Source organism: Alistipes ihumii AP11 (assembly GCF_025144665.1).
GTDB classification, from domain to species: domain Bacteria; phylum Bacteroidota; class Bacteroidia; order Bacteroidales; family Rikenellaceae; genus Alistipes_A; species Alistipes_A ihumii.
Window position 1 is genome coordinate 1283630 of record NZ_CP102294.1, and the last position, 17320, is coordinate 1300949.

Sequence of the window (17320 nt, forward strand, 5' to 3'; positions counted from 1 at the left end):
CAATGATTTTAAGGTATTATTCGTTCATATTTTCGGTTCCGGACGTTTGTCCGTCCGGGGCATCGACACTTCCGCCTTCCGCTTCGGGCGTTTCCGACTCGGGCTCTTCGCTCTTGGGAACCTCGATCACCGAGGCGATCGAATCGCCCCCGCGCAGGTTGATCACCTTGACGCCCTGCGTCGCGCGGCCGGCCAAACGGATGTCCCCCACCGGAATGCGGATCGTCAGTCCCGAGCGATTGATGATCATCAGGTCGTTCTCGTCGGTCACGGCCTTGATAGCGATTAGCTTACCGGTCTTTTCGGTAATTTGAAGCGTCTTGACGCCCTTGCCGCCGCGATTCGTGATCCGGTAATCGTCCAAATCGGTCCGCTTGCCGTAGCCGTGCTCGGAAACCACCAGAATGTCCTCTTTGCGGTCCTTTTCAACACAGATCATGCCGACGACCTCGTCGTCTCCGTCGATCGTGATGCCCTTGACTCCGGCGCCCGTCCGTCCGATCGGACGGACCGCCTTTTCGTTGAAGCGGATCGCCTTGCCCTCCTTGGCCGCCAGCAGCACCTCGCTGTCGCCGCTGGTCAGCTTGGCCTCGATCAGCTGGTCGCCCTCCTTGATCGTGATCGCGTTGACGCCGTTCTGACGCGGACGCGAGTAGGCCTCGAGCAACGTCTTCTTGACGATACCGGCCTTCGTGCACATGATGATGTAATTGCTCGTCACGTACTCCCTGTCGTCCAGACGGCGCACGTTGATATAGGCGCGGACCGCGTCGTCGGGTTCGATCTGGATCACGTTCTGGATCGCGCGTCCCTTCGAGGCGCGCGTTCCTTCCGGGATCGCGTACACCTTCAGCCAGTAACAACGGCCCTTTTCGGTGAAGAAAAGCATCGTATTGTGCATCGTCGTCACATAGATGTGCTCGATGAAATCTTCGTCTCGCGTCGAGCAGCCCTTCATTCCGACGCCTCCGCGATTCTGCGTGCGGTACTCGGTGAGCGGCGTCCGCTTGATATAACCCATATGCGAAATGGTGATCACCATTTCGTCGTCGGCGTAAAAATCTTCCGGGTTGAACTCCTCGGCGCTCAATACGATCTCGGTACGGCGCTCGTCGCCGTACTTCTGCTTGATCTCCAGCAGCTCGTCCTTGATAATCTTCATCTGCAACGGCTCGCTCTCAAGCACCTCTTTATAATAGGCGATCTGCTTGCACAGCTCGTCGTACTCGTTCTTCAGCTTGTCGCGCTCGAGTCCGGTCAGGGCCCTCAGGCGCATGTCGATGATCGCAGCGGCCTGCACTTCGGTCAGCGAGAAACGCTCGATCAGCGCGATCTTGGCCGCGTCGGGACTCTGCGAGCCGCGGATGATGCGGATCACCTCGTCGATATGATCGACCGCGATGAGCAGTCCCTCCAGAATATGGGCCCGCTTCTCGGCCTGAGCCAGATCGTAGCGCGTGCGCCGCACGACCACGTCGTGGCGATGCTCGACGAAATGGCGGATCAGGTCGCGCAGCGTCAGCAGCATCGGACGGCCGTCGACCAACGCGATGTTGTTGACCGGGAAGGAGGTCTGCATCGGGGTCAGCTTGAACAGATTGTTCAGCACGACGCTGGCCACCGCGTCATGCTTGAGGATCATTACGATACGCATGCCGCTGCGGTCGCTCTCGTCGTTGATATAGGCGATGCCCTCGATCTTCTTGTCGTTGATCAGGTCGGCGATCTTGCGGATCATCTCGGCCTTGTTGACCATATAGGGAATCTCGGTCACGACGATGCACTCGCGCCCCGTGGACGTATGTTCGATCTCGGTCTTGGCGCGCATCACGATGCGTCCGCGGCCCGTCTCGTAAGCCTCTCGCACTCCCTCGTAGCCGTAGATGATGCCTCCGGTCGGAAAGTCGGGCGCCTTTACGTACTTGAGCAGCTCGGACGTCTCGACCTGACGGTCGTCGATATAGGCGCACGTAGCGTCGATCACTTCCGAAAGATTGTGCGGCGGCATGTTGGTCGCCATGCCGACGGCAATACCCGACGCGCCGTTGACCAGCAACAGCGGAATCTTCGTCGGCAGGACCGTAGGCTCGGGAATCGTCTCGTCGAAATTCGGACGGAAATCGACCGTATCCTTGTCGATGTCGGCCATCACCTCGTCGGCGATCTTGCGCATACGGGCCTCGGTGTAACGCATGGCGGCAGGACCGTCTCCGTCGACCGAGCCGAAGTTGCCCTGCCCGTCCACCAGCTGATAGCGCAGGCTCCACTCCTGAGCCATGCGCACCATGGCCTCGTATACGGACGAATCGCCGTGCGGGTGGAACTTACCGAGCACGTCGCCGACGATACGGGCCGACTTGCGGTGAGGCTTGTCGGAATAGAGGTTCAGCTCGTTGCTCATGTCGTAGAGGATCCGGCGATGCACCGGCTTGAGGCCGTCCCTCACGTCGGGCAGCGCGCGGGAGACGATCACCGACATCGAATAATCGATGTAGGCGGTTTTCATCTCCTCCTCGATATTGATCTGAATGATTCTTCCTTCTTCTGATGCTTCTGCCATAATTCAACTTTTGTCATCCGTGCGGACCGTCCCGCGGAAATTCTTTCCGAAGAGACGGGAAAGACCGCTTTATCAGCATTTCGGTCGTTTCCCGGTAAAACGAGCCGCTCCAAACGGTCCGCTAATTTACTCTTTTTTTGGCTAACCGCAAAATTACCCCCTGAAAACGCGTTTTAACGCCATTTTGCGCGATCCGCTTCCGGCACAAGCCGGGACAAAACGGGAAACAGTCCTTTATTCGGCTGAAAAACGGCCGAAAAACGAATGGTCCGAAGGAAAAATTCGCTAACTTTATCGGACAAGCTCCGCTCCCGCGATGAAATATTTCCTATTGATATGGATGCTCTGCCCGCTCGCTTGGTTGCATGCCGCCGGTCCCGGCATCCGCATCGCGTGCTACAATGCCGAGTCGCTGCACGACACGATCCCCGACCGGCTGATCGACGACGGCGACTACACGCCGCGAGGCGCCCGGCAATGGAACGGCGAGCGCTACCGGCTCAAAATCGGACACATCGCCCGGGTGATCGACGAACTGGACGCCGACCTGCTGTTGCTGACCGAAATCGAGAACGAGAGCGTCCTCAGGGACCTGATGCTCGCAACTTCCTCCGACTACAACTACATTCACCGGCACACGTCCGATAGGCGCGGTATGGACATCGCGCTGCTGTACCGCGGAAGTCTGTTTTTCCCCGGGCGCGTCCGTCAGATCGCCGGGCCGGGACTTCCCCGCGAGCTGCTCGTCGTCGACGGACTGCTCGACGGAGAACCGCTGACGCTGATCGGCGCCCACCTGCCCTCGCAACTGAACCGCGCTTCGTATCGGCTTCGGGCGCTCGGAACGCTCCGGAAAGCCGTCGATTCGATCTTGCGCCGCGATCCCGACCGCAAATTGCTGGTAATGGGCGACATGAACTGCACGCCCCAATCGGCGGAGGCCGTCCGGGAACTGGGCATACGCGATCCGGCCGACACCGTCCGAGAGGGAACGTACAGACGCGTTCCGCTCTACACCCCGCTGCTCGGGCCGAGCCGCCGAGGCTTCGGCAGCTACGCCTACCGCGACAGGCGCTTCCTATACGACTGGATCGCGGCAAGTCCGGCCGCGACGCGCGGTCCCGGACTGCGGCTAAGTCACGGCGGAGTCTTCGTGCGCGACTGGATGCTTCATTCCTCCGGCCCGTTCAAAGGGTATCCGCTGCGCACTTTTCGCTCGCGCGAATACCTCGGCGGCTACAGCGACCATCTGCCCGTATACGTCGAGCTGGAAGCATCGGAACCGGAATAAGGCGGAGGCCGGAAGACAACGTGCGGAGCCCCTTGCATGTTCTAAAAAAAAAACGTACTTTTGTGGACTTTCAAACGACCCGTAAAGAATTTAGTAAGAGAACATTGGTTGTTAAAAATATTTATTAATCACACATCATTCTTAATTCAGGAAAAGATGCCAAACGTTAAAAGAGTCTATACCTTCGGCAACAAGCAGGCGGAAGGTAACGGAAAGATGAGGGAGCTGCTCGGCGGAAAGGGAGCCAACCTCGCGGAAATGAACCTGGTGGGAATACCTGTTCCTCCGGGATTTACGATCACCACCGAAGTCTGCACCGAATATTATCAGCACGGCAAGGAAGAGATCATCAAGATGATCAAGCCCGAGGTCGAGGCCGCCATGAAAGGCGTCGAGAAGAACATGGGCATGGAGTTTGGCAGCAGCAGCAACCCGCTTCTTCTGTCGGTCCGCTCGGGAGCCCGCGCGTCGATGCCGGGCATGATGGACACGATCCTGAACCTCGGACTGAACGACGAGGCCGTCGAAGGATTGGCCAAGAAAACCGGCAACGCGCGCTTCGCATGGGACTCGTACCGCCGTTTCGTGCAGATGTACGGGGACGTCGTGCTGGACATGAAGCCGCAGAGCAAGGAGGACGTCGATCCGTTCGAGGAGATCATCGACGCGATCAAGGAAGAGAAGAAAGTCAAGAACGATACCGAACTGACGACCGACGACCTGAAGGAACTGGTCATACGCTTCAAGGCCGCGATCAAGAAAAACACGGGCAAGGACTTCCCGACCAATCCGTGGGAACAGCTCTGGGGCGCTATCTGCGCCGTATTCAGCAGCTGGATGAACGAGCGCGCCATCCTGTACCGCAAGCTGAACAACATCCCCGCCGAATGGGGAACGGCCGTGAACGTACAGGCGATGGTGTTCGGTAACATGGGCGAGACGTCGGCTACGGGCGTGGCCTTCACGCGCGACGCCGCTACGGGCGAAGACATTTTCAACGGCGAATACCTCGTCAACGCTCAGGGAGAAGACGTGGTAGCCGGTATCCGCACGCCGCAGGAAATCACCATCGAGGGCTCGCGCCGCTGGGCCGAACTGCAAGGCATTTCCGAGAGCGAACGGGCGCTCAAGTACCCGTCGCTCGAAGAGGTGATGCCTGCCGCCTACAAGGAGCTGAACGAAATCCAGCAGCATCTCGAAGATTACTTCAAGGATATGCAGGACCTCGAGTTCACGATCCAGAACGGCAAGCTGTGGATGCTCCAGACGCGTAACGGCAAGCGTACCGGCGCCGCAATGGTCCGCATCGCGATGGAGATGCTCCGTCAGGGCGTGATCGACGCTCCGACCGCCGTACTGCGCGTAGAGCCCGAGAAGCTCGACGAGCTGCTGCACCCGGTATTCGACAAGAACGCGATCAAAAAGGCCAACATCATCGCCAAGGGTCTGCCCGCTTCCCCGGGAGCCGCTACGGGCCAGATCGTCTTTTTCGCCGACGAGGCCGAAAAATGGGCCGCCGAGGGCAAGCAGACGATCCTCGTCCGCATCGAAACCTCGCCCGAAGACCTCAAGGGCATGAACTCGGCCAACGGTATCCTGACCGCGCGCGGAGGCATGACCTCGCACGCAGCCGTCGTAGCCCGCGGCATGGGCAAATGCTGCGTATCGGGCGCCGGCGACCTGCAGATCGACTACAAGGCCCGCACGATCGCCGTAGGCAACAAGACCTACAAGGAAGGCGACTGGATTTCGCTCGACGGCTCGACGGGCATCATCTACGAGGGCAAGGTGGCTACGAAGGACGCCGAAGTGAGCGGCGACTTCGCCAAGCTGATGGAACTGACCGACGAGTACGCACACTTGAAGGTCCGCGCTAACGCCGACACGCCGCGCGACGCGAAAACGGCCTTCCGTTTCGGAGCGCAGGGTATCGGGCTGTGCCGTACCGAGCACATGTTCTTCGAAGGCGACCGCATCAAGGCCGTCCGCGAGATGATCCTCGCCGACGACGAGGCCGGACGCCGCAAGGCGCTCGCCAAGCTGCTCCCGATCCAGCGGGGCGACTTCGAGGGCCTGTTCGAAGCGATGAACGGCCTGCCCGTGACGGTTCGCCTGCTCGATCCGCCCTTGCACGAGTTCGTGCCCCACTTCGAGAAGGAACAGAAAGAGCTGGCCGCCGACCTGAACGTTCCCTATGAAACGATCAAGAACAAGGTCGAATCGCTGGCCGAGGCGAACCCGATGCTCGGTCATCGCGGCTGCCGTCTGGGAATCACCTATCCCGAGATCACCGAGATGCAGGCTCGCGCCATTCTCGAGGCTGCGCTGAATACGCGCAAGAACAAGGGCATCGACGTGCACGTCGAAATCATGGTGCCGCTCGTGGGCAACGTGAAGGAACTCCGCAACCAGAAAGAAGTCATCAAGAACACCGCCGAGGCCGTATTCGCCGAACGCAACGACCGGATCGACTACATGATCGGCACGATGATCGAAATCCCGCGCGCAGCCGTCACGGCCAACGAGATCGCCGAAGAGGCCGAATTCTTCTCGTTCGGTACGAACGACCTGACGCAGATGACGCTCGGCTTCTCGCGCGACGACGTAGCCAAGTTCCTGCCCGTCTATCTCGAAAAGGGCATCCTGAAACACGACCCGTTCCAGGTACTCGATCAGGACGGCGTGGGTCAGCTCGTGCGCGAGGCCGTATTCAAGGGCCGCGGTGTAAAGCCCGAACTCAAGTGCGGCATCTGCGGCGAGCACGGCGGCGAACCGAGCTCGGTCGAGTTCTGCCACTATGCCGGACTGAACTACGTCTCCTGCTCTCCGTTCCGCGTGCCTATCGCGCGTCTTGCAGCGGCGCATGCGGTGCTGAAACAAGGCGGGGAGAAGTAAGAAACGACTTCATGCCAGACAGAAGAAAGGGCGGCCCGACCGGGCCGCCCTTATTCAATTCATGAAAGCGAAATAAGCGAGCGCCCGACATCGTACCGTCCGTATTTGCATCGCGGAGGGAGATAGGTTCAGACCGGAATCGCATAGGCAGAGCCTAAACATACGGGCCGACAACCGTTCCATTCTCCGCTTATTGCCATCGCCAGTTCTCATGATCCGGCTCAATGTACCAATTTCCCTCGATCGGTTCGCATAGCGTGGTATCGCAGAACGTCCTGCGGTAGATTTCGTTCAAGTCGCCCTGCTCTGCGATACGTACCTACGGACAATTTCTCAAGCCGGGGTCGCAAACAAAACATTTGGCCGTTCCCGAAACGGAAAGTCCATGAGAGTAATGCACCATAGTCAGGCTAAGTTCGACCGAGTCCTCCCCGCACTCCCGCCTATAAAAGCGGACGAGCTCGCAGCCTGTCACCGCCAGCAAAGAATCGAGCAGCGCCCGGTCCGGAGGGAACAACCCGTGCAAATACGAGGAATCCTCCCCGTAAAGCCCCTGAAGTCCGCAGGACAGGCCCTCGGCGGCTGCAAGTTCCCGTATAAATATGGAATCGAACTCGGACGGCGGATAGTAATGGCTGCCTTCCGTTTTCTCCGAAATGATTTCATACACATGGTTGAACGCTGCCTCGTGCGTGCGGAACAACCGTATCATTTCCCCGTCCGACGGAGGCACGGAAGTTCCGCAGCCCGCGGCAAACAGACTCGCCAGAAGCAAGACCATCGCAAGAGTTCTCATATACGACTAAAAATCGACGTTTACCGGATCTTTCGCGGATTTCGGCATATTCTGAGAAACAGAAACCCGAAAAAGATGACGGACAACACAACCGGCAGACATGCTCCGGGCGCGTCATCGATCGTTCGGACGCCCCGCTCGCAAACCCGCCTATTCTATTAGTGCCATTCCGTGCGCATTGCGAAGATTCAGCGGCCGACTCGCTTTCAGGAAGCTAAGCCATCTTATCCGTATGATGTCCGCTCGTTCCCAATGAGCAGAATGCCCCCGATCGGGATAACGTATCGAACTATCGGTATTGATCGGCGGCTTCAAATTTCCGCCCACACAACTTCCAAGTCAAGCATTCTAAAAGAAGATTCAACGGAAGAATTCAAGGGCCGGCCTTCCATCAAACCCATAGCCTTATAATGCCGATAAACAACGGTCGCCATCTTTCGGGAAAGACGCATCTGCACCTTATGTACACGTTTCGGTTCACAATCCGTTCAAACAGGACAAGTTCAGGCGATATTGAAACGCACCGTTCGCTACGCTCGTTCCGGACGCGAAATCCGATGCCGCCTTTATGCGGAAAGCGGCTTCGGACAATGCATATTCGTCGGCCGGTCGAACGGGAAATGTCCTAACGGTTACCTCCTATCGGACAAACCGTTCTTTTCCAGAAAAGCGAGTATGGCTTTTTGCATGTCCTCCCCGTTTTCGAGAAACGGCATATGTCCGACGTCGCTTCCCCACAGAATCATATTCGGGAAACGCACTTTCCGGTAATGTCGCGGGCCGACGCTCCAGTCGGTCTTACCGTAAAAAAACAGGACGGGTATCTCAACCCCGGCCGTGGCCGGACGGTAGTCCCGGAAATATTCCGGAAACGACCGGAACTCGCCGCTGAAATCGTTATTGAAATCGGGAATTTCCTGAAACGACCGGTTCATCTCCGCATCGCTTTCCGGCGAAGCATAAAATATCTTCCATCGCAGTTCCTTCTCCTCGAGCTTGCCGGCGGCTATCGCTAATTTTTCCATATCGGAAAGGGAATCGTTTTTCAGGAACGCGCACCGGCTTTTCCCCAGCAGTTCCCTCGTTCTGTGAAACCAGCCGTTTTCAAAGCTATCCTCGATACATAGCGTACAGTTCAGCATGATCATTCCTTCGATCGCATCGGGAACTCGCTCCACATACCCCATTTGCAGGATTCCCCCGAACGAGTGCCCCAGCGTAAGCCATCGGTCGATATGCAGGACGCTGCGCACCTGCTCAAAGTCTTCGACCATTCTTTCCATCGAGTAGTCCCCGTCGGCCGGACCGGTCGAACGTCCGGTTCCCCTCTGGTCCAGATAGACCATCGTAAAATGTCGTTCAAGAAAATCGCCGGAGAACTTTTCGAGCCAATAGGAACCCGATCCGGGCCCTCCGTGAACATAAAGCAAGTACGGTCCCTGCCCCTTCACTTTCACATAAAGCCGGACGCTGTCGGTCGTCGTAACGGTCATTTCCTTCCCCTGAAGCCGTACATATCCGATCAAAGCGACAAACAACCATAAAATGCTTTTCATCTGTCAAGCCGTTTTAACAAAAATAGCAAAATTATTTCCGTTTTCAGGAAGGTCCGTACCTCGCGTTCCGCCTCGCCGCCGAATGCTCTCATAAGACGCCATCTAATCTTTCTTTGAGATAAACGTATCGCTGCACCGTTTATCGTCCGAACGAAAAACCTATTCCCGTACAGGACAGAAACTCCGCCGCAAAGCGATAAGAGGAAAAGCTCCTTCTTTTACAGAATCGGACCCGGCGCGGATATCGCATGCCTATACCGGCGGCTTACGCATATTAAAAACGGCTTTTCTGTTCCGGCCGTAAGTTATTCATAAAAACGGAGGGACGGCCTGCGGCCGTCCCTCCGTATCTCAACGATATTCAGATTGTCTATCTGTCAACCTCCGGATAGCCCACGATGACCAACGAAGGATTCGATTTGCATTCCCAATAGATCAACGGAATCTTCTCGCCGGACGTAGAGCTCAACGTACCGAACCAGTCCATTTCGAAAGTCTGGCCTGCCAGTGCATCGAGCAATTCCTTGCCGGCGCCGGCTTCCAAGAAAGTCGTGTTAAAGCCGTTGGCGTCGAACGGGCAGGTATAGTTACCCAACCTCAGTACGCCCGGCTCGGGCATGGCCATGTCGAAGTTGTAGCTGGCGCCGTACAAGTCATCGTTAGGAAGAAAGAATAACGGCATCAGCTCCATGTACATGCTTCCGTCCGATTTCTGACGGAAATACAGGTTCACCTGAGCCAGCTCCAGCCCGAAATCCATCAGTTGATCGGCATAGAGGGCGAGATATTGCCCCATCAACGGATAGTTCTGATAAATCACGTCCACCCAACTGATCGGAATACCGGTCATGTTATACTCCCGATTGTACTCGGGACCGATCCACACCGACAGAGGAATCGGAGAATAAGTGGCACTGAGAAGCGGAGTCGTCGAGCCGTCGGCCAGTACGACTTCGTATTTCGAGGTTCTGGAATTCCAGTTCAAACGGGTAACGACCACCTGATCGGCCACCTCGATCGGTTCGGGCAGAATGATGTTCTGATCGAAATCGACATAAGAGTCCGTCACGTCGGAATGGACCAGCGATTTCCCGTCGGCGGCCTCGTAGGAAGTACTCATCGAGCGCAGATTGAAATTGAACAGCACAGGCCCGTACTTCTGGGTTTCGATGTAGGAATAATTCTGGGCAGCGATGAATCTCGACAGCGCTTCGATCGACCTCACCATACCCGCCTGACTGGCGGCCCGTTCTTCCTCTGCGGTCGCTTTGACCAGCGTCGCATTAGCGCGGTGCGTGCGGCCGCGCAGCGTGAAAACGCTGTCCTCATACGAGGCGATCTCGTACTCGAAGTCGGTCTGGAGCCCCTGATTGCCCGACCCGTGGCTGACACTGTCGTCCGGATCGCAGAGCACGGCCAGATAGCTGTACGTGTCGAATATCAGCGTAGGACGCTGCAACGCCTTCAGACGGAAGGAAGAGGTTCCCGGAACCGCCGTCCCCCCGTTCACTCCGCTGTAATCGTAATTCATATTGTCGGTGATCATCGTGACCCGATTTCCTTTCAGGTCGTTCATCACCTCGCCATTGTTGACGTAAAACTTCATCCAGAAGCGATAGATACCCTCGCTGGTGGAAATGTTGGCCATCCAACCGTGCTCGGCCGACGTCAGTTCGTTCTGATAGGCGGTCAGCGTCGCGTTCAGCCGTTCATCGACATTGCCCATGTAATCGTCGTCGTAATCCCTTTTACAGGAGAGTACGGTCAGGGCAATCAATACCGGAATCAGCAGATATATAATTCTTTTCATATTTGATCTCATTTAAATTGTCCATAAGGTTCCGATTAGTCGAGTTGCTGCTCGATCGCCTCCTGCACGTAAGTAACGATACCCTTGCCCTCGGCGTCGTCATAGAACTTGATACCCCAGACGTTTTTCATATAGTCGACGACGATCGCTTCTTTCCGGGTGAAAGCGTCGTAGGCCGTTTCGTTGACCAATTTGCCGTTCTGGAAGCAGGTCTTCTGCACCATATCGTCATACCACTCCCGGCCGTACACCATGATGACCGAGATCATTTCGACGAAGTCCTCGTCCTTGCCCGACATGGCATAAGGCGTAATGAAGCCCAAAGACTGAGCCTCGGCGTATTCGACGTCGGTCCAACCCGTCGGATTGTACTTGCCGGCGCTGATCGACTCGTACGTCTTGTCGAACATCGTCGTCTGATGCAGGATATGGGCGAACTCGTGCTCGATCGTATGCAGGAACTGACGGATGCAGTTGGCGCCCTCGGGCGACGTTTCCTGCTCCGGATCGGAAATATCCGTGCTACGATCGAAATTATTGACGTTCAGCAGCAGAATCTTCAGACCGCCTTCGGCCTGACCTAGCTTGATCGCGCCGAACTGGTACTCGCCGCTACCGCCCAGCACGACCTGTTTGGGCGTCATCTTCTTCAGAAACACATCGCCCACGGCCCGCTCGTAGGGCTCGAACCAAACGTCCCGGATCGCCGTCATGAAAGTCACGACGGAATCCTCCTCGACCGGAACGATCGGGCGAAGCCACGACGACTGCACCTGCGACGCGTCCCAACGATAGATCACTTCAATATTGTACGGAGCCGTAAAATTGTCGTACAGCCACTCGTCGATTTCGTTGGGAATGTATTCTTCGCCGCCCAAGCCCGGAATCCTCATGGAAGTATCCAGCTTCTCCTCCTCGCAGGAGACGGACATCAGACCGACGGCCATCAGCAACAATGCTATTCTCATATTTTTCATAAAACGATCTGTTTTCATTGATTGTTTAATACCATGCACCTACGTTGCTCCACGGATTCTGCTCGACTCCCGAAAGCGACACGACCTGAGGCAACTGAATCACCCGACGGTCGTCCTCCGGAGTCAGCTCGCTGCGCTGCCCGTCGGCTGTCGCATGATAAACAGGAATGAACCAGCGCAGAATATCGAAATGACGGATGCCTTCGCGCAGGAATTCCAGCTTCCGGGCATCCAGGATGGCGAGTATCAACGCCTTCTGGAAACGCAGCTCGTCGCCGGTAGCAGTGAACTTGGACGCATTGTAACGGCTGTTGATGAAATGGTCCTCATTGGCCAGGTCCGCACTGTAATGCGAAAGCAGCAGATCCTTGTAGAGGACATGCTTTCCGTATACGTACTCCGTCGCATCGGCACGAAGGGCCGTCCAGATATTCAGGTCGTTCAGCGCATCCTGATAGCGGCCCGTCAGAGCGAACGCCTCGGCACGGGCCAGAAGCACCTCCTCGCGGCGAAGCAGCGGAATCTTCGCATACGGAAGCCCTGTCTGAGCCTGCACGTTATCCATCTTGAAGTCCTCGTAGAACTTGGGGATAATGAACGTATCGTCGCCCGAATAGCTGAAAGCGGGCTGATTCAGATAGACTCCCGTCGGCGAGCCGTACAGCATCTCGATCATCGTCGCCCGGTTGACGCCGTGACGCGCGTAAGCCGTACCCGCGGTTCCGCGCACGATAACGGTCACGCATTCGGAAATCAGCAGATTGCCCGGCGCGCTGGTCCCAGAGAAGCCCATCCGCATGCCGTCGGCAGAGCCCGTAGCGGCAATCGTATTCCAGTCGTTCATATTGTTCAGGCAATACATGTTGGCCGCATCGTCCTCGGCTACGTAAAGCACGGGAGTCCCGTCGTCATTCTTGACCGGCTCTCCGTCCTCGGTCATTTCGTTCAGCTTCGAGGCCGTAGGCAGTCCGAGCGCATTAGCATAGGCGATCACCGCCCCGTAGTCGCCCGTATAAAGCGCCATACGGGCCCCGAACGCGTTGGCCGCATCCAGAGTAAAGTGATATTTGGGCTGAGCGTAGTCGGCGCTCCCGCCGATATCCCGGATGGCCTGATTGAAATCGTTCTTGATTTTCTCCAGCGTGCCGGCCACCGTGCCACGGTCGTAATACTTGATCACGACGTCCTCGGGCTCGGTCACGTACGGAACGCCCGGATTCATATTGGTGTTCACGTCCGCGAACTTCGAGTCGAACATGTTGGCATACATCGTCAGCAGCGTGAAATGATTGTATGCCCGGGTCATCAGGGCTTCGGCGCGCTGCTTGCCTGCGTTCGCCTGTTCGGAGGTAGGAAGCGTCTCGATAGCCGCCAGCGCATGGTTGGCCGCCGAAATGGCCTCGTAAACGGACGTCCAGTATTGCTCGTAGGTATCGTTGCTCGATTCCGAACGGGTGTACTCGTCCCACATGAAACCGCTGACGACGAAATCGAAAGAAGAAGAAGGCTGCGAGCCGTCGAGCGTTGCGCCCATGTCGACGATATAGTCGCAACGCGGATCGAGCAGCGACATGTTCGTCCGATTGGGATAGGCCGAGACGAGCAGGGCGCTCACCTTGTCCAGGTTGTCGATCGACGCGCGGTTGTCCGGCTCCTTGTCGAGGAAACTGTTGCAACCGGCGACGAGCCCTCCCAGACCCAAAATCGAAGCGAGTTTGAAAATCCTTTTCATATATGGTTCTTTTTTTATTCTATATTAATAATTCCATTCGAGATCAGAACCCGAGATCGAGCGAGAATACGACCTGAGGCTGAATAGGCATGGCCACGCCGCCGGAGTTGTAGAACTCGGGGTCCTGACCGTGCAGCTTCTTGTCGGAGTAAAGCAGCCAAAGGTCTTTGCCCGTCACGCGGATCGAGGCGCTCTTGAAGAAATGGCTTTTGCGGATCCAGCTCGACGGCACGTCATAGGCGAACGAGATGGACTTCAGGCGGATGAAATCGCCCTTGGCCACCCGGACGTCCGAGTAGTTGTAGTTGTTATACGGATAGGCGTTGCCCAGTTCCATCGACGCGGTCAGCAGGTCGGCAATCGACGGAACATTCGTCTTCAACTCGTCTCCAGATTTCACCCACCGGTTCTTGAAGTCGTTCGGAAGGGCGTTGATGTCGCTGTACGTATCGCGGAAAACCGGGTCGAGACGAACCACGTTGCCTGCGGCGAAGCTGAAGAACAGGTTCATCGACAGGTTCTTCCACCGGACCGTGGTATTCAGACCGCCGGTGTACTTCGGATCGACCGTACCCTCGTACTTCAGGAAGTCGGTTTCAGTACCTTGCATGTAAACGTCGGTCGTCAGATTGCCGTCCTGGTCGTAGAACATCGGGATACCGCTGTCGGGATCGAGCCCGGCGAACGGAATCGAGAAGAGGCTGTGCACCGGATAGCCGTTCTTGTTGCCGCCCTCCTGACGTACCATATCCCAGACCTGAGGTTCGTTCTTCGCGTTCTTGATCTCGTTGTGCGAATAACCGAAAGTCAGGTTGGCCGTCCAGCTCCAGTCCTTGGTCCGGATGATCGTACCGCCCAACGTCACGTCGAAGCCGTAAGCGCTCAGGTCGCAATAGTTGGCGTATTTCCACATGTTGCCGCCGATACCCGACACCTTGATCAGGTTGATCAGGTCGAAACTCTGACGGTTATAGTAGTCCAAGCTGAAATTCAGCCGACCGTCGAACATCGTCAGGTCGTAGCCGACGTTGAACTGATAGTTCTTCTCCCACGTCAGGTCCTTGTTCTCGAGCTCCTCGATCACCATGCCGTTCTCGGTATTTCCCGGGCGGTACACCTCGTTGTAGCGATACACGACGCTCGAGTTGGTCGCCAGACCCGTATTGGCCGACAGACCGTAGCTCAGGCGCAGGCCCATCACGTCCACCTTCTCGGCATTCTCCATGAACTTCTCGTTAGCGATGTTCCAGCGGGCTCCCAGGTTCCACGTAGGCAACCAGCGGGCCGAGCTCGAACTTCCCAGGCCGTTGTTTCCGTCGTAACGGAACGTAGCCGAAACCGAATAGCGACGGTCGTAGGTATAGTCGGCATTCGCATAAAAGGCGGCCTGACGGTCGTATGTCTGCGTCATACTATAATAAGGGAACTGACGAGCGATCAGCATCTCGAACAGCTTCGGATCGATCGCTACCACTCCGCCGTAATCGTACTGATAGCCGTAACCGCTGTTCGAGTTGAAGTGGCGGTCGGCGAACTTGGCCTGCACGCCGCCCAGCACATTGAGCTCCTGCGTCCGGACGCCGTTGTCGAACACCTTGTTGTACGAAAGCGAGTTACGCACGTCATAGGCCCTCATCGACATTTCGTCGCGGTTGTAGAAACCGCCGTAGGGCAACACGACCACCGGCTCGGCCGACGGATCGTTCGGGTCGCGGTACAGGTAGGGATTCATTTCGCGGATCGTCGAGTTGCCGGCGGCCCGATAGGCATTGGCCGCATTGGACTTCTCGTGCACCCGGTGTTCGGTATCGGTCTTCACGTAACGCAAAGCTCCGATAAAGCTATACTTCAACCCCTTGATGATTTGATAGTTCAGCTCGCCCTGCAACCTCAGGTCGGCTACGTCGATGTGGATGCGGTTGTACTTCAGCTCGTCGAAGATATTGAACGGAGCGTAGTTCAGTGTCGTGTACTCCAGGTTGCCGTTCTCGTCGTAAGGACGCAGCGCGCGGCTCGTGTTGAGCGCATAACTGAACGGGTTGATATCGAAATCGCGGTTGTACTCGCCGGTCACGACGTCGGTCTGACGGCCGAACGTACCGGGAGTATCCTGACTGCGGTACATTCCGTTGACGGCGAAGGCGGTCGAAACCTTCTTGCTGATCGTGTAGTCGTTGCGGAACGACATCGTGTAGCGGTCCACCTTATCGTTGGCCACCGTCCAGCCCGCATCGTTCATGAAGCCTACCGAAGCATAGGTCTTCGACTTCTCCGTACCGGCCGAGATGCTGACGCTGTGGTTCTGGATCAGCGAATTGCGGAACAGCAGGTCGAACCAGTCCGTATTGGCGAAAGCATATTTATAAAGGAATGCCTCGCGGGCGTTTTTCGTATTTTCCAAACCGAACTGACCTTTCGATTCATCATAAGAATGGATCAAATTCCACATGATGCCGTACATACCGGACGAAGACTGATTGACGATCTGCGAGGTGAGCAACCCCTTGCGTTCCATTTCGGCATTGACGGACATCTGGTCGAACGAGTTCATGATATTGTACTGATCGTACGAGGGCTTCGTGCGGATCGTGAAGTCGCCGTGGTAGCGGACGATCGGCTCGCCGAGCTGCGTACTCTTGCCCCGCTTGGTCGTGATGACGATCACGCCGTTCATCGCGCGGGCGCCGTACATGGCCGTAGCGGCGGCATCCTTCAGAATGTCGAACGTCTCGATGTCCTCGGCATTGATACCGGCCACCGAAGAGCCCAGCAACGTCGTCGGGTCGCCGCTCGAGAGCTGGTCGTTCGACACGTTCACCATATCCTCCAGCACCACACCGTCGACGACCCACAGCGGCTTGTTGTCGCCGGTGATCGACGCGACGCCGCGAATACGCACCTTGGGCGCGGCACCGAACGTACCCGACACGTTCTGCACCGATACGCCGGCCGCCTTGCCTTCCAGCATACGGCTGATGTCCGACGTACCGGCCACGTTCAGGTCGGACGCGTTCAGCTTGACCGACGAACCGGTAAAGGTCTGCTTCTTGAGGTTCTGATAACCGGTGACGACGACCTCGTCGATATCTACGGATGAGCTCTTTAACGCTATGTCGATTTTCGTGCGATTGCCCACGACGACCTCCTGCGGGTCGTAGCCGACGAAGCTGAACGTCAGCGTAGCGTTCTGCGTCCCTTTCGGAATGGGAATCGTATATGCGCCTTTCGCATCGGTCGTGACGCCGACCGCCGTTCCCTTCACGGCAACGGTAGCATAGCCTATGGGCGCCCCGTTCCCCGCGTCGGTCACGATACCGCTAATCTTAGTCTGGGCCCAAAGGGCACAGAAGCTAAAACTAAAAACGATTAATAACAGTAAAGATTTTTTCATAAATTAATTGTTTAGAACCAATAGTATTTTCCTTCCATTTTTTACCTCAATCTCCCTCCCAGAATAACCTCCCCTCTTCTGTTACCGCCTTTTTCCGGCACGGATATCCCGGCAGCAAGTCCTGCCAGGATTATAATTCCGTCCGAAAAACTCCGCCGATCATTACGATTCGACAGCAACAACGCCCACATCGCAGAACATTTATCACATTCCGAGACGTTTTCCTAACAAATTATCAATCAACATATTCTGCGATCCTGCGCAAGGTAACAATAATTTACGGAATTGTTAATTTTTTATCCGAAAAAATAT

Annotated in this window: 8 protein-coding genes and 1 pseudogene; 2 read left to right on the forward strand and 7 right to left on the reverse strand. The window is 56.4% G+C overall.

Features of this window, described 5'->3' with window-relative positions; genetic code table 11:
• Positions 1 to 16: 16 nt before the first annotated feature.
• A complete protein-coding gene (gene gyrA, locus NQ491_RS05190; RefSeq protein ID WP_019246542.1) occupies positions 17 to 2560 on the reverse strand; it encodes a DNA gyrase subunit A in 2544 nt (847 codons plus the stop codon).
• Between the two features lie 316 nt (positions 2561 to 2876).
• Between gyrA and NQ491_RS05195 the strand changes: the two genes are divergently transcribed.
• Positions 2877 to 3851 (forward strand): endonuclease/exonuclease/phosphatase family protein, encoded by a 975-nt coding sequence (locus NQ491_RS05195; protein ID WP_019246543.1) that lies wholly within the window; start codon positions 2877 to 2879, stop codon positions 3849 to 3851.
• Positions 3852 to 4007: 156 nt separating this feature from the next.
• On the forward strand, positions 4008 to 6746 hold the full coding sequence (gene ppdK, locus NQ491_RS05200; RefSeq protein ID WP_026089751.1) for a pyruvate, phosphate dikinase: 2739 nt from the start codon (positions 4008 to 4010) through the stop codon (positions 6744 to 6746).
• Between the two features lie 190 nt (positions 6747 to 6936).
• Here the strand turns inward: ppdK and NQ491_RS05205 are convergent.
• The 6 genes and pseudogenes from NQ491_RS05205 to NQ491_RS05230 form a co-directional block, all read right to left on the reverse strand.
• A pseudogene (locus NQ491_RS05205) lies at positions 6937 to 7542 on the reverse strand (DUF4948 family protein).
• A gap of 632 nt (positions 7543 to 8174) precedes the next feature.
• Positions 8175 to 9098, reverse strand: coding sequence for an alpha/beta fold hydrolase (locus NQ491_RS05210; RefSeq protein ID WP_019246546.1), 924 nt, complete (start codon positions 9096 to 9098; stop codon positions 8175 to 8177).
• Between the two features lie 370 nt (positions 9099 to 9468).
• Complete coding sequence (locus NQ491_RS05215) at positions 9469 to 10908, reverse strand: DUF4302 domain-containing protein (RefSeq protein WP_019246547.1); 1440 nt, start codon at positions 10906 to 10908, stop codon at positions 9469 to 9471.
• Positions 10909 to 10943: 35 nt separating this feature from the next.
• The gene (locus NQ491_RS05220) at positions 10944 to 11885 is read right to left on the reverse strand and encodes a substrate import-associated zinc metallohydrolase lipoprotein (RefSeq protein ID WP_019246548.1); all 942 of its coding nucleotides are present in this window, start codon (positions 11883 to 11885) and stop codon (positions 10944 to 10946) included.
• A gap of 25 nt (positions 11886 to 11910) precedes the next feature.
• Positions 11911 to 13617, reverse strand: coding sequence for a RagB/SusD family nutrient uptake outer membrane protein (locus tag NQ491_RS05225; protein ID WP_019246549.1), 1707 nt, complete (start codon positions 13615 to 13617; stop codon positions 11911 to 11913).
• A 43-nt stretch (positions 13618 to 13660) separates the two neighbouring features.
• Entirely contained in the window at positions 13661 to 17008 is a 3348-nt protein-coding gene (locus NQ491_RS05230; RefSeq protein ID WP_051013001.1) for a SusC/RagA family TonB-linked outer membrane protein, read from the reverse strand.
• Positions 17009 to 17320: the final 312 nt, after the last annotated feature.